10 protein-coding genes and 1 pseudogene are annotated in these 12,410 nt (G+C 42.3%); 9 read left to right on the forward strand and 2 right to left on the reverse strand.

What is annotated here, in order from left to right:
- Positions 1-197 precede the first annotated feature (197 nt).
- Genes AR334_RS08385 through AR334_RS08395 form a run of 3 tightly spaced genes read left to right on the forward strand, consistent with a single transcriptional unit; the run spans position 198 to position 5,692 of the window.
- The gene (locus AR334_RS08385; protein WP_066308052.1) at positions 198-2,156 is read left to right on the forward strand and encodes a putative thiazole-containing bacteriocin maturation protein; all 1,959 of its coding nucleotides are present in this window, start codon (positions 198-200) and stop codon (positions 2,154-2,156) included.
- Positions 2,153-4,093 carry a TOMM precursor leader peptide-binding protein gene (locus AR334_RS08390; RefSeq protein ID WP_066308054.1) on the forward strand — a complete coding sequence of 647 codons (1,941 nt, stop codon included), beginning with the start codon at positions 2,153-2,155 and terminating at the stop codon, positions 4,091-4,093. The genes AR334_RS08385 and AR334_RS08390 overlap by 4 nt, the downstream gene beginning before the upstream one ends.
- Before the next feature lie 21 nt (positions 4,094-4,114).
- Entirely contained in the window at positions 4,115-5,692 is a 1,578-nt protein-coding gene (locus AR334_RS08395) for a SagB family peptide dehydrogenase (protein ID WP_066308057.1), read from the forward strand.
- An 89-nt stretch (positions 5,693-5,781) separates the two neighbouring features.
- Here AR334_RS08395 and AR334_RS08400 read toward each other — a convergent pair whose 3' ends face one another.
- Positions 5,782-6,069 (reverse strand): DUF4257 domain-containing protein, encoded by a 288-nt coding sequence (locus tag AR334_RS08400; protein ID WP_066308060.1) that lies wholly within the window; start codon positions 6,067-6,069, stop codon positions 5,782-5,784.
- A 295-nt stretch (positions 6,070-6,364) separates the two neighbouring features.
- Here AR334_RS08400 and AR334_RS30600 point away from each other — a divergent pair, with 295 nt between their 5' ends.
- The 5 genes from AR334_RS30600 (at position 6,365) to AR334_RS08425 (ending at position 10,249) form a co-directional block, all read left to right on the forward strand.
- Positions 6,365-7,132, forward strand: coding sequence for a L,D-transpeptidase family protein (locus AR334_RS30600; RefSeq protein ID WP_066308063.1), 768 nt, complete (start codon positions 6,365-6,367; stop codon positions 7,130-7,132).
- Positions 7,133-7,281: 149 nt separating this feature from the next.
- On the forward strand, positions 7,282-8,376 hold the full coding sequence (locus AR334_RS08410) for an AI-2E family transporter (RefSeq protein ID WP_066308067.1): 1,095 nt from the start codon (positions 7,282-7,284) through the stop codon (positions 8,374-8,376).
- Positions 8,377-8,466: 90 nt separating this feature from the next.
- Complete coding sequence (locus AR334_RS08415) at positions 8,467-8,844, forward strand: RidA family protein (RefSeq protein ID WP_066308070.1); 378 nt, start codon at positions 8,467-8,469, stop codon at positions 8,842-8,844.
- A 42-nt stretch (positions 8,845-8,886) separates the two neighbouring features.
- Positions 8,887-9,321 (forward strand): NUDIX hydrolase, encoded by a 435-nt coding sequence (locus AR334_RS08420; RefSeq protein ID WP_066308074.1) that lies wholly within the window; start codon positions 8,887-8,889, stop codon positions 9,319-9,321.
- A 13-nt stretch (positions 9,322-9,334) separates the two neighbouring features.
- On the forward strand, positions 9,335-10,249 hold the full coding sequence (locus AR334_RS08425) for a VOC family protein (protein WP_066308075.1): 915 nt from the start codon (positions 9,335-9,337) through the stop codon (positions 10,247-10,249).
- 163 nt (positions 10,250-10,412) lie between these two features.
- Here AR334_RS08425 and AR334_RS30750 read toward each other — a convergent pair.
- Positions 10,413-10,547, reverse strand: a pseudogene (locus AR334_RS30750) (hypothetical protein); the annotation flags it as partial.
- Positions 10,548-10,715: 168 nt separating this feature from the next.
- On the opposite strand from AR334_RS30750, the gene AR334_RS08430 reads away from it, so the two are divergent.
- Complete coding sequence (locus tag AR334_RS08430) at positions 10,716-12,359, forward strand: M1 family metallopeptidase (protein WP_066308078.1); 1,644 nt, start codon at positions 10,716-10,718, stop codon at positions 12,357-12,359.
- Positions 12,360-12,410 lie beyond the last annotated feature (51 nt).

Consider the following 12,410-nt stretch of genomic DNA (forward strand, 5'->3'; position numbering starts at 1 on the left):
CTGTGCTGGCATCGGTGTTGGTTTTATTTAATTGGTTTGGCTTTTGGGTCCTTACCGAAAATACTTGAAACAAACTGCCCCTGCTCGGACATGTGCCTCAGGGGCACTTCTTTACCATGTTAATCATATTGGACAAAAAATCCTACATAAACTGATAGTGCACAAGTAGTAACGAATAGGAATAAGGAGGAGCTAAAATGACAGAACTTAACTCGTCCTCGTGTCTAAAGGTCAAAAGGGATACCTTTTTTATCCCGGACCAAAAGGGAGGTGTCTATTTTAGAAATAACACGAGTTCATTCCGAATGGAAGGGAAAACCATCTATCAGTGGATTGAAAAATTGCTGCCGATGTTCAATGGGGAACAAACCCTGGGTGCTTTGACTCAAGGGCTAACGCCACCTTACCGTGACAGGGTATACGAAATCGGCGAAACGTTATGTAAAAATGGGTTTGTTCGAGATGTCAGTAAAGATATTCCCCATCAATTAAGTCGTCCAGTTCTTGAAAAATATGCCTCGCAAATTGAATTCATCGAGAATTTTGTCGAATCAGCTGCATACAAATTTCAAGAATACCGCCAGGCTAATGTTTTGACGATTGGCTCTGGACCTTTCGTGATATCTTTGGTTTCTGCTTTACTCGAATCAGGACTACCTAAAATAAATGTCATGATTACAGATGGGGTTCCAACCAATAAGCAGCGGCTCCATGAGTTAGTGCAAAATGTAAGGAAAATCGATTCCGATGTGGAAATGGTGGAAGTGCCCTATCATAAAGGAGCAGGAGTAAATTTTTGGAAAGACGCTGTTCGGAATTATGATTGGATTCTGTATGTTTCTCAGGATGGAAATGTAAATGAATTAAGAAATCTAAATCAAGTTTGTAAAGAAGAAAAAAAGGCATTTCACCCAGCCATCTATCTAGATAAAGTTGGGCTTTCTGGTCCGTTAACTCATCCAGATTCAGAAGGTTGCTTCGAGTCTGCATGGCGCAGAATACATCAATCAACACTTAAAGTCGATGAGAAGCCACAGGTCTTCTCTTCCACTTCAGGAGGACTTTTGGCAAATGTTTCTGTATTCGAATTGTTCAAGAAGGCGACAGGAATTGCAGGTTCCGATCAAAGTAATCAAATATACCTGCTTGATCTTGACACGATGGAAGGAGACTGGCTTTATTTCATTACACATCCATTAGTAACATCGGAAAGTGATAAACCTGAACTGATAGAAGATCTGGAAGCAAGACTTCAACAGGAAATGAACAGGGATGAACAAGAGTGGTGGCTTTTGGAGCATTTTAGTCGATTAACTTCAAAAGAAATCGGTATTTTTCATACCTGGGAGGAACGAAATTTGCCACAGCTTCCTCTTTCCCAGTGCTTGGTTCAGCCTGTTGACCCAGTCTCAGCGGGACCGGCCGAACTGATGCCGGAGGTTGTTTGTTCGGGTATGACACATGAAGAAGCAAAACGAAATGCCGGCCTGAAGGGGATTGAAATGTATGTTTCCAAACTGATAGATTCACATGTATATGGCTTCGAACATCTGACCGATCAGGTAGGTGCGACGCTTCCAAAGGGATTTATTGGCATCGGTGCAGGGGAAACAGTCGCAGAGGCTGTGTGTCGGGGGCTTCAAGCCTATCTGGATGAAGAATTGAAAAATAGAAAAGGGGATCATGCTGTTTTCCGTATGCCAATGGGAGCTATCGAGGATAAAAGTTGCCGATATTATTTAAATGCCCTGACTACCCTTAACGGTTCAACTGGCATTGGTTTAAAAGAGGATGTATTGGGCTTCCCAGTTGTATGGGTAAGGTCAAAAGGCCGTTTGTATACAGGAGCAGGTCTAAATACGACATTGGCATTACGAAATGCATTGCAGCAAGCTATTTTGGATGCTCAAAACAAGATAACTTCCGTAAAGAGACAAGTGGCGGAGCCTGTGTTATATCTGGAAAAAAACGAAACCACATTTGAAATCCCTTCAGGTGAAGAAATGACCCAATCGGAGCTATTACAATCCTCCATTCAGGTGTTGAATAGAAACAATAAACAATTACTCGTTTATGATCTATCGATTGAGCCCTTTTTAAAACAAGGGCTGGCAGGGGTATATGGTGTGCAGATCCGAGAGGGGGGACCCCGATGACTGCATGTATCCTGATTGTCGGTGACGGTATATTAGCAGATTTTGTCTGCGATCAATTGTCCACCAACTATCTCGTAAGGCGTCAAAGCATGTTGGAAGAGATTCCAAATGATGCAAAATTAGCGCTTGTGCTTGACGATGCATGGAATCCATCTAACCATCATAAGGCGGAAGCGCAATTTAGGACTGCTGGTATTCCTTGGCTTCGAGGTTTCGTTTCATTTGGGGAGGGAATCATTGGTCCATTGGTAGGGTACGAGACGACCGGATGCTATCTCTGTGCGGATAAACGACGCTTGTTTGCTGGGTCCGATCGTTTAGAAATGTGGACCCTCCAAGCGAGAATGGGAACTGAAGCCAGTGTCCCGCGTGATGCATGGGCTTCCCGAACGGGGTTATCGCAAATGGCGATGTTGATTAGTAACGGAGTGCAAAAGGTTCTACAGGGAGAACCATCCACGCTAGAAGAAAGGATATCGATTACCAATCTGAGAACGCTAACAACCTCCAGCCACTTTTTCTTACCCGATCCATTATGCCCGATTTGCAGCACAATACCAGAAGATACACCAGAGTTGGCGCACATTTCCTTAGAGTCCAGTCCTAAATTAAAAGATCACGGTTATCGATGCCGTTCGCTGGAAGAATTGAAAACAGTGCTCGCTTCGGACTATCTGGATGAGCGTACTGGTGTCATGAATGGAAAAATGGCGGATTTCAGGCTTCCATTTGCGGATATTTTGGTTAACATGCCGTTGTTTGCCGCTGACGAAGGAGTAGCGGGGCGTACGAATTCTTATGAAATGTCTGAGCTAACTGCCATTTTGGAGGGGCTGGAGCGACACTGCGGCATTGAGCCTCAAGGCAAAAAGACGAAGGTTCGTGATAGTTATCATAATGTAAAGCATTTCGCATTAAATCCAGCTAGTTTAGGTTTACATGATGAGGAGCATTATGCAATGCCTCATTTTCCATTTAAACCATTTCATCCTGATAAATCAATGAATTGGGTGTGGGGCTATTCGTTTTTACAGGAACGTCCGATCCTGGTTCCGGAGTTGCCTGCCTATTACAGTTTGGGCCAAGGGGACGGCTTTGTTTATGAAACCTCCAACGGATGTGCATTGGGAGGCAGCATGGAGGAAGCCATTTTCCATGGCATTATGGAGGTCGTGGAAAGGGATTCCTTCTTGTTAACTTGGTATGCACAGCTGCCGCTTCCTCGTCTCGACCCTCATTCTGCCAACGACAAAGAAGTGGAGCTAATGGTTGATCGATTACGTGAGGTGGCCGGGTATGACGTTTATTTTTATAATTCGACGATGGAAAATGGGATACCCAGCATTTTTGCAGTAGCAAAAAACCGAAGGTCAGAGGGTGTAAATCTTATTTGTGCGGGAGGTGCCAGCCCTGATCCTATTAGAGCTGTAAAAAGCTCGGTATACGAACTGGCGGGAATGATGGTTAGGCATGACAAACTTCTAGAGGAAAACCGGCAAAAATATGAAGAGATGCTAATAAATCCTTATGCTGTCCGTAATATGGAGGACCACGGTCTGCTCTATGGCCTACAGGAAGCAGAAGACCGGTTGAACTTTTTATTGGATGATCATCGTCCATTGCGAACTTTTTCTGAGGAATTTAAACAGCCTTCTGCGAATAACGATTTAAAGGACGATCTTGAGGATGTCCTGCAGAGGTTCCGCCAGCTTGACCTTGAGGTCATAGTAGTGGATCAAACGACACCAATAACAAAACGGAATGGATTATTCTGTGTAAAGGTATTGATCCCTGGTATGCTGCCGATGACATTCGGCCATCATCTGACCCGTATCAAAGGGCTGGATAGAGTCCTCCATGTACCAATGAAGCTTGGATTTGCCAAACAGCCGTTATCGTATGAACAGCTAAATCCATATCCTCACCCATTCCCATAATAAAAAACAGGAGGTGTAAGAGTGAAGCTTGAAACCTTTCTGCATCATCTTCACTTTGATACGGAAAAAGCTGCTCCGCCGGATTGGCAAGTGGATTGGGACGATGCACCACTACCATATAAACTGTACCGCGGCTTACCGGAGATCCCTTTGGCCGGAGATGTACCGTTGAAGCTAGAGCGGCGAGAAGCCCAAGCAGAACCAGGAATAGAGGAGCTCGGGTCTTTCTTATGGTACGTATACGGACTAACACAATATGCGCAAGCCGCTTTCCTAGAGTACGCAGAGGAAAGAACTGCTGTAAGCTATGCTCAGTTATTTCGTAGATTTGTTCCTTCCGGCGGGGCATTGTATCCCAATGAATTATATGTGTATGCAAAGCTGGAGGACGTACCAATCGGAATCTACCATTATGATGTAGGACATCATAGTCTTCGATTGCTCCGAGAAGGAAATTACGATACCTATTTGTCTAGAAGTCTTGGTCATTTTGATGTTTCTGATTGTTTTTGCACGGTTTTTGTCTCAACAGTTTTTTGGAAAAATTTCTATAAATATAATAACTTTTCCTACAGGCTTCAAGGTTTGGATGCCGGTGTGGTCATTGGGCAAGCCTTAGAAGTGGGGGATAGGATGGGATACTCATCACGGGTCTGTTACCAATTTCTTGATCGTTCTATTAATCATTTGCTAGGGCTTTCAGAACAAGACGAAAGCGTATATGCAGTTATACCATTATCTATTTACCCATCTATCCAAACGGATGACAATTTTAATAGTGTTGATCCAGTATCAGCTGCTGAATTGTCCCGGGAAGTGCCATTGCTAAAAACGGAAACCTATAACCGTTCAAAAAGAATCCTTGATTACCCGCTGATTAAAGAGATGAATGAAGCATCGATGTTTGAAACAACTCATTCCTTTGTGAAGCTTAGTAAAGAAGATCGTGCTGAGAAGTCCTTTGGTACGGAGTTCATTATGTTGCCCTATACGGAATCCTTTTCGTATGATCTTGCATCTGTTTGCCGGGAGAGACATTCTCCTGAGCTTGATTTTATGCTAGGGAATGTCAGTCAAAAAAACATATCCACTTTGTTAAAAGAGACATTTTCCTTTTCGTATCGGAATGACCTTAACGAAACACAAGATTCTGAGCTAAGTGTAACATTGAACGGCTTCTTTTATAACGTGGAGGGTGTTTCGAATGGCGCTTACGCCTATGACAAAAGCGCTCATGCACTTCGAAGAATATCAAACGGGGATTTCCGCGAGGTTTTGCAAAATGGTTTAACCATGCCCAATGTAAATTTGTTTCAAGTGCCGCTCTGCCTGCATGTTGTTGGCGACAAGGATCACCTTAAAGAAGAAATGGGATATCGAGGATACCGGATTCAACAGATGGAGGCGGGTATACTGGTGCAACGGCTGCTTTTGACATCGTGTGCTTTGGAAATGGGAGGACACCCGCTATTAGGTTTTGATGTGGAGCAATGTGATGAACTTTACAGATTGAATTCAAAAAAATTAACGAGCCTTATCCAAATCCCTGTAGGTCCATATCGTCCTCGTGCATGGTTAAAAGGAAGTTTAAAAAGCTAGCTGGGATAGACAAGAGTCCCACTGACGGGAAGTGTGAAAAATCAGACACCAAAAGGAGCCTGAGTTTTAGACTCAGGCTCCTTTTGTCTTTACTGCTCATCATTGTTCTGCTTGATAAGTTTATAGCTGGAAAGGGCGACATCACCGGTTAATCCGGCTAGTAGGGATAAGATGATTGTTTCTACATAGGAATGAGGAGCGGTATACAAAACGAGAAGGAGTGCAGCGATTGCACCTAGAAGCATTTCTTCCAGAAAACCAAGGTAAAAAAACTTTTTTGTTCGGCGCGGAATGATCATTTTCCCATGCTTCCGAACATGTCCGGAAATACCAACAGTCCCACCAATCACGACAGAGAAAATAATGTCTACAAACACTTGTTTCTCACTCTCCTTAAGCCTAAATTTTTTGGACCTAAGGTAAAATCTTGGTGTATTAACATTATACTAAACTTAGAAACTCATAATGATGGGGAAATTTGGATAAGCCTAATCGTTCCGCCTTTTTTAGTTAACATTTCAAAAAATTTCCCAATGTTTTTAATCAACAAAAATTACCTACGATACTTGTAAAGTCCACATTTAAATTTTTTTAGGAAAAAGGTAGTGCGAATATTCTCCTGCGACATAAGATGTATGGATTGTCATCGAAAAGTCGTAAGGGGGTAAATACATGCCAAGAAGATGGTTAACTTTTTTCGTGTTAGCTTTTCTGTTAGTGGCTAGTTTCATAGTCAATGTGCCGGCTGGGTCTGCTGCGGCTGCCAGCGGCAAATTAATTATCATTAATAAGGCCAACAACTTGCTTGCCTACTATGACAATGGTCAGTTGATAAAAAAGTTTAAAGTAGGTACCGGCAGGAGCAAATCGTTGACTCCTGAAGGTAAGTTTAAAATTGTTAACAAAATTGTCAATCGACCCTATTACAAAGGGAAAATACCTGGAGGAGACCCACGAAATCCGCTTGGAAATAGGTGGCTAGGCTTGAACGCCCGTGGAACATGGGGGACCACTTATGGGATTCATGGAAACAACAACCCAAGTTCAATTGGCGGGTATGTAAGTAGCGGCTGTGTTCGGATGTATGATGAGGAGGTAGAGTGGCTGTTTGACCAGGTGCCAATTAATACCCCTGTTATTATTACATCCTCGTCGAAATCATTTAATGCCATCGCTGCAGCCAATGGCTTTAATGTAACAGGGGATGATAGTGTCCCAGTTTCCGGTAATACCAAAGGGGAAATCCTAAAGCGAGGAAGCCGCGGTCCTGCGGTTAAGGAACTGCAAAGTAAGCTGACATCTCTTGGTTATGATACCCGGGGGACCGATGGGATTTTTGGGGTAAATACAGAAAACGCACTACGGAAATTTCAAAAGGATCGTAAACTGGCCGTAGACGGGATTTTCGGACCAGCGACGAAAAAAGCATTAGGAATCTAGAAAAGTTGTTTATGACGACCCTTAGCTGTTCATTCACATTGAACAGCTTTTTATATTTGAGTGCCAATCCCTCAACAGAAAATACTGTATATTATCCAATGACTTTGATATACTTTTAGCAAAATATGCTAAGCAAAGAGGTACATACCGTGTTAAAATCGAAAACGCAATTCTGGTTGATTCAAATTTTACTTATTTTAACGATTATTTTCGTCTCATCAAAAATTACATTTTTGTTCAAGCCAATCGGAATCTTTTTCTCAACGATCTTCTTTCCAATCCTGATTACCGGATTCCTCTTTTTCCTGTTAAACCCGTTGGTCAAATTTCTTGAACGCAAAAAACTTCCAAGGATAGCGGCAATACTAGTCATTTATATTGGCTTTGCTGGCCTTCTTGTCTTAGGAATCAGCAGTCTCGTTCCGACTGTTTCAAAACAGGCAGCTGATTTGGCAGAAAATCTACCAGTGTTTGCTCATAAAACGATTGAATTCTTTAATGAAACGGTTAAGTCATCGGAGTTTAAAAACTTTAGGGACGACCAAGCTGAGATTTTCGACAATGTGCAACAACGATTAATGAAGTATGCCAACACACTTCCAACCACTCTGACAAACGGGATCATGGGGATTTTTGGTGTGGTCACCAATCTAGCGATCATTCTTGTCACCGTGCCATTCTTATTGTTCTATATGTTCAAGGATGGGCATAAATTTCCGCAGGCCGTTTCAAAGTTTTTTCCTGCTAGTTACAGAGATGAGGGCATGAAAATCTTGAAGGAAACAGGAGAGACATTATCGTCTTACATCCAGGGCCAGGTGATGGTTGCCCTGGCAGTCGGAACCTTGTCCTTTATCGGCTATTTAATTATTGATTTGCCTTATGCATTAATCTTGGCGCTCATTGTCGCCTTCACCAATATTATCCCTTATGTTGGGCCAATCATTGGCGGTGCACCGGCTGTGATTGTCGGTCTATTTGACTCACCGACGAAAGCTTTGTTGGTTATCGTTGTCATCCTGGTCGCTCAACAAATTGAAGGGAACCTGCTGTCACCGATGATTTTAGGAAAGTCATTGGATATACATGCGGCAACTATCATTATTATCCTGTTAGTGGCAGGCAATCTAGCAGGCGTACTTGGAATGATCCTTGCTGTTCCGACTTATGCTGTTTCTAAAGTAATCGTTTTAAATACAGTCCGATTCTTAAGAGCAAGAAAAGCGGCGAATACCGAAGGCTAAGACCAAGCCGTTCTCTTGTGGAGTACCAGCATAGGAAATAGCTAGTATAAAAACTAATACCTATTTTTATAGCTAAAGGAGGAGTTTTATATGTCTAGAAAGGCTTTTAGTGCATCTGGAGCTGTTGCTGTTGGTCCTTACTCGCATGCAATTGAAGCAGGAGATTTAATATTTTTATCTGGGCAAACCCCAGTAGACTCACGGAGTGGAAAGCTTGTAGATGGTGATATTGTCGAACAGACAAATCAATGTTTTAAGAATCTTTTCAATGTATTGGAAGCAGCAGGTTTAACTCCTGATCATGTTGAAAAAGTGAATGTATTCTTAACTGATATGAATAATTTCACAGCAATGAACGAAGTCTATGCTAAACAATTTTCTGAGCCATATCCTGCTCGTACAACCATAGGTGTGTCATCCCTACCTCTTGGTGCACAGGTCGAAATCGAGATGATAGCTAGAAGATAAAATTCAGATAAAAAGGGCTTATTTATATAATGGGGGAACAATATGTTTATTGTGAATGTTGAGGGGGCCATTCATAAAGATGAAAAATGGTTATTAATTCAACGGAGCTTAAAAGAAGCGCATGCAGGTGGAACACTTTCTTTGGTTGGAGGTAAAGTTGAGTTAGAAGGAAATTCTTCTGATATTCTTGAAAGAACTCTTAAACGAGAGATATTTGAAGAAGTAGGTTTAGAAGTAAATACTCTTCAATATGTTAATAGCTCTTCATTTGTAACTGATAGAGGGGAACATGTGGTTGATATTGTTTTCCTTTGTGAACATCATTCTGGAGAGCCATTTGCCAAAAGTCCGGATGAAGTTGATGCTGTAGTGTGGCTCACTACTGAACAGATTCTAAGCAACCCGCAATTACCTATTTATTTGAAAGATAATATAAAACTTGCCGACTCATTATTAAAACAAACCTTTTCTTGTTAATGGAGGGATCACGATGTCCGATACAAATCAAATAATCGTTCCGCATTTATGGTATGACAAAGAGGCAAACGAAGCCGCCGAGTTTTACACTGCCATATTCCCAGACTCGAAAATTACAAATGTAACAACCATTCACGACACACCCTCGGGTGATTCTGATATCGTCTCTTTTGAGCTCTGGGGGCAGAAGTTCACGGCAATCAGCGGAGGACCTTTTTTCAAGATCAATCCGTCGATCTCGTTCATGGTTAATTTTGACCCATCACGAGAAAAAGCCGCAAGCGAACTGATAGATGAGGTTTGGAACAAATTGTCCGATGGCGGAACAGTGTTGATGCCGCTTGATAAGTATCCGTTCAGTGAAAGGTATGGCTGGATTCAGGACAAGTATGGTTTGTCCTGGCAGCTAATCCTAACCAATCCTGAAGGGGAAGAGCGTCCGGCAATCATTCCATCTCTTTTGTTTGTCGGTGATAAATGCGGTAAAGCGGAAGAGGCGATTGATTTTTACTTGTCGGTATTTAAGAACACCAAGCAGGGACTTCTGGCTCGCTACCCTAAAGGAATGGAACCTGACAAAGAAGGAACAATTATGTTCGCTGATTTTAGCTTAGAAAATCAGTGGTTTACGGCCATGGACAGCGCCCATAAGCATAATTTCGGTTTTAACGAGGCTATCTCTTTCATGGTTTACTGCAATAACCAAGAGGAGATTGATGACTACTGGGGAAAGCTCTCTGCAGTTCCAGAAGCCGAGCAGTGTGGTTGGCTGAAAGATCAGTTTGGTGTGTCCTGGCAGATTGTGCCCCGTGAAATGGATGAGATGATGAGAAAAGGCACACCTGAGCAAATGGAACGGGTAACAAAAGCATTTCTTAAAATGAAGAAATTTGATCTTGCTGAATTACGAAAAGCATACAATGGATAGTTTTCTGGTACACGTTTTAAACTAAGTCCGCTTTTTAAGAACAACCAATACGATACTAGAAGGAGCCTGATTCTAGGATACAGGCTCCTTTCGTTTAACCTAGAAACGAACCAATTTTTTATGACATCACTGACCTCGCCACTTTGCCAAATTTCTTGAATCGCTATCTCTGCCCGGAAAGTTTCTCCCTATCATCTGCGAGTGGCATTTGTTCAACCCATTTATGTTTAATCCTCAGCTTAAACCCGTCTTTCAAAAACTCTGCAAGCTCCATCATTAATCTGGTAAAATGTGCTCCTAAATCATATCGTTAACAAGTTGCAATCGCTTTGATATTTCCGGGACATCCGCTTAAGGAGCCTAATCGCTGTAACTAATATTATAGTAATATAGTAAATATAAACTATTTTGTAAAATAATTGAAATTTAGTATAATGGAGATTGTCAGATTAAAAGGGGGATTTTAATGTTTTTATATTTTGTGATTTTTTCATTAGCAGGTGCGTTGTTTTTTCTTGGATGTACCCTGTTTGCTTCCAAGAAAAATAGCGGGACCACTAGGGTACCCAAGATTGGCTTGGGGTTATTTCTGGTTCTGTTTCTGGGTTCACTGATTTTGCTAGAAGGCGCTGATAAAAATGTAACCGCTTTAAAAGAGGAAAAGGCCATGGCCCAGCCTAAAACAGAGGAAAACAAGCCGGCGGAAAATCAGCCTAAAGAGGAAGAAAAGAGCACAACGCCGGAAAAAACAGATGACCTGGAAGAGCACCGTGTAGAGATCGTAAACGGCCCGGGAAGCATGACAAAAGGTCCAGCTAATCCGAACTATGTCATGGATGTCAGCTATGATTCCGTTAGTCATCTAGTGTCAGGCACCATGAGTGTCGAATTTATCAATAATTTGGATGTCGATCTAAATAACCTATATTTCAATGTGTGGGGAAATGCTAAGGTTTTTTTAGCGGTAGCGAAAAAGGATGCCAATGTGAAAATAGACCAAGTAAAGGTCAATGGCCAGCCTGTCAGCCACACACTGGAGGGAACGGCATTACATATACCTGATGTGCCGATAAAGAAGGGTGAGAAATCGAAGGTTGAAATGAATTTTTCCGTAGAGCTACCAGAAGGCCAGGACCGTTTTGGCTGGAGTAAAACGACGACATCTTTAGGAAACTGGTTTCCAATTTTGGCTGTTTATGATGATGAAGGCTGGAACGTGGACCCTTATTTTCCTTCCGGTGAATCCTTTTATTCCTTAACAGGAAATTTTGATGTTACTTTTACGACTGAGAAAGAGCAGGTCATTGCCACTACTGGTACCGAGGTCGGGGAACCGAAAATCAACGGTGCTTTGGCCACCCATCATTATAAGGCGGAAAACGTCCGCGACTTTGCCATGGAACTGGATCCAAATTATAAAATTAAGCAGGCGAAGGCAGGGAAAGTCAATATTAATGTTTACTACAAAGAGGAACATGCCAAGTTTGTTGATACAATGCTAAATGCCGGCACCAAAAGCATTGCATTATTCAGTGAGAAGTTTGGGCAATATCCATGGCCGGAGCTCGATATTACTGCAATGGAAGGCTGGTTTGGGGGCATGGAATATCCACAGCTGGTGATGATTACGATTGCACCTCAAATGCAAATAGAAGGAGTGGCCTCCACAACTGCGCACGAAATCGGTCACCAATGGTTCTATGGCATCATCGGCAATAATGAATATGATGAACCATGGCTGGATGAGTCCTTTGCCAGCTTTGCAGCCATGTTGCACGATGGATTGGAACAGACGCCGTTTAGGATTGACAATTCAAGATTAGGGGATTGGCACCTTTCTCATTCGATTGAAAAATTTAAGGAGAAGGGAAAGGAAGGCACCATTGCCTACTATAATATGGCATACAGATATGGGGCAAAAACCGTCGATGACCTGCGCAAAGAACTGGGGGATGAACAGTTCTACGCTTCCATGCATGCCTACTTCAACGAAATGAAATTTGGCGTCTCCACTACGGCTGATTTTATCCGAATTATGGAAGAAACCAGCAAACGCGATTTGGGTAAATTCTTTGAAGACCATAAGGTGTTTGTGTCAGACCAACAGTAAACGTGATAAAGGAAAACTGCCGATTTTTACGCCAATCGGCAGTTTTTGCTT

It is taken from the genome of Bacillus sp. FJAT-29814, from assembly GCF_001510715.1.
Taxonomy (GTDB): domain Bacteria; phylum Bacillota; class Bacilli; order Bacillales; family Cytobacillaceae; genus Neobacillus.

What these genes read in the sequence shown, in the direction of transcription:
- AR334_RS08385 (WP_066308052.1), top strand. Translation starts at nt 198, where the DNA reads ATGACAGAACTTAACTCGTCCTCGTGTCTAAAGGTCAAAAGGGATACC.
- AR334_RS08390 (WP_066308054.1), top strand. Translation starts at nt 2,153, where the DNA reads ATGACTGCATGTATCCTGATTGTCGGTGACGGTATATTAGCAGATTTT.
- AR334_RS30600 (WP_066308063.1), top strand. Translation starts at nt 6,365, where the DNA reads ATGCCAAGAAGATGGTTAACTTTTTTCGTGTTAGCTTTTCTGTTAGTG.
- AR334_RS08415 (WP_066308070.1), top strand. Translation starts at nt 8,467, where the DNA reads ATGTCTAGAAAGGCTTTTAGTGCATCTGGAGCTGTTGCTGTTGGTCCT.
- AR334_RS08420 (WP_066308074.1), top strand. Translation starts at nt 8,887, where the DNA reads ATGTTTATTGTGAATGTTGAGGGGGCCATTCATAAAGATGAAAAATGG.
- AR334_RS08425 (WP_066308075.1), top strand. Translation starts at nt 9,335, where the DNA reads ATGTCCGATACAAATCAAATAATCGTTCCGCATTTATGGTATGACAAA.
- AR334_RS08430 (WP_066308078.1), top strand. Translation starts at nt 10,716, where the DNA reads ATGTTTTTATATTTTGTGATTTTTTCATTAGCAGGTGCGTTGTTTTTT.